Raw genomic sequence first — 1,486 nt, 5'->3', positions numbered from 1 at the left:
GTTCTTTTTTGTGCTCATACGTTAAATCTATCACCGCAAGGGATAAATATCTAACACCGTGCGTGTTGACTATTTTACCTCTGGCGGTGATAATGGTTGCATGTACTAAGGAGGTTGTATGGAACAACGCATAACCCTGAAAGATTATGCAATGCGCTTTGGGCAAACCAAGACAGCTAAAGATCTGACCAAGCGACAGTTTAAAGTGCTGCTTGCCATTCTGCGTAAAACCTATGGGTGGAATAAACCAATGGACAGAATCACCGATTCTCAACTTAGCGAGATTACAAAGTTACCTGTCAAACGGTGCAATGAAGCCAAGTTAGAACTCGTCAGAATGAATATTATCAAGCAGCAAGGCGGCATGTTTGGACCAAATAAAAACATCTCAGAATGGTGCATCCCTCAAAACGAGGGAAAATCCCCTAAAACGAGGGATAAAACATCCCTCAAATTGGGGGATTGCTATCCCTCAAAACAGGGGGACACAAAAGACACTATTACAAAAGAAAAAAGAAAAGATTATTCGTCAGAGAATTCTCATGTTTGACAGCTTATCATCGATAAGCTTTAATGCGGTAGTTTATCACAGTTAAATTGCTAACGCAGTCAGGCACCGTGTATGAAATCTAACAATGCGCTCATCGTCATCCTCGGCACCGTCACCCTGGATGCTGTAGGCATAGGCTTGGTTATGCCGGTACTGCCGGGCCTCTTGCGGGATATCGTCCATTCCGACAGCATCGCCAGTCACTATGGCGTGCTGCTAGCGCTATATGCGTTGATGCAATTTCTATGCGCACCCGTTCTCGGAGCACTGTCCGACCGCTTTGGCCGCCGCCCAGTCCTGCTCGCTTCGCTACTTGGAGCCACTATCGACTACGCGATCATGGCGACCACACCCGTCCTGTGGATCCTCTACGCCGGACGCATCGTGGCCGGCATCACCGGCGCCACAGGTGCGGTTGCTGGCGCCTATATCGCCGACATCACCGATGGGGAAGATCGGGCTCGCCACTTCGGGCTCATGAGCGCTTGTTTCGGCGTGGGTATGGTGGCAGGCCCCGTGGCCGGGGGACTGTTGGGCGCCATCTCCTTGCATGCACCATTCCTTGCGGCGGCGGTGCTCAACGGCCTCAACCTACTACTGGGCTGCTTCCTAATGCAGGAGTCGCATAAGGGAGAGCGTCGACCGATGCCCTTGAGAGCCTTCAACCCAGTCAGCTCCTTCCGGTGGGCGCGGGGCATGACTATCGTCGCCGCACTTATGACTGTCTTCTTTATCATGCAACTCGTAGGACAGGTGCCGGCAGCGCTCTGGGTCATTTTCGGCGAGGACCGCTTTCGCTGGAGCGCGACGATGATCGGCCTGTCGCTTGCGGTATTCGGAATCTTGCACGCCCTCGCTCAAGCCTTCGTCACTGGTCCCGCCACCAAACGTTTCGGCGAGAAGCAGGCCATTATCGCCGGCATGGCGGCCGACGCG

Annotated in this window: 2 protein-coding genes; both read left to right on the top strand. The window is 52.8% G+C overall.

What is annotated here, in order from left to right:
- Positions 1-118 precede the first annotated feature (118 nt).
- On the top strand, positions 119-550 hold the full coding sequence (locus HMPREF7215_RS06895; protein WP_002456141.1) for a Cro/CI family transcriptional regulator: 432 nt from the start codon (positions 119-121) through the stop codon (positions 548-550).
- A 72-nt stretch (positions 551-622) separates the two neighbouring features.
- Positions 623-1,486, top strand: an 864-nt coding sequence (locus HMPREF7215_RS06890; protein ID WP_009165034.1) for a TCR/Tet family MFS transporter, incomplete at its 3' end; no start/stop codon positions are given.

This window comes from Pyramidobacter piscolens W5455, from assembly GCF_000177335.1.
Classification (GTDB): Bacteria; Synergistota; Synergistia; order Synergistales; family Dethiosulfovibrionaceae; genus Pyramidobacter; species Pyramidobacter piscolens.
Note: the sequence above shows the minus strand (reverse complement) of the source record. Positions and strands in the feature narration are given on the sequence as shown.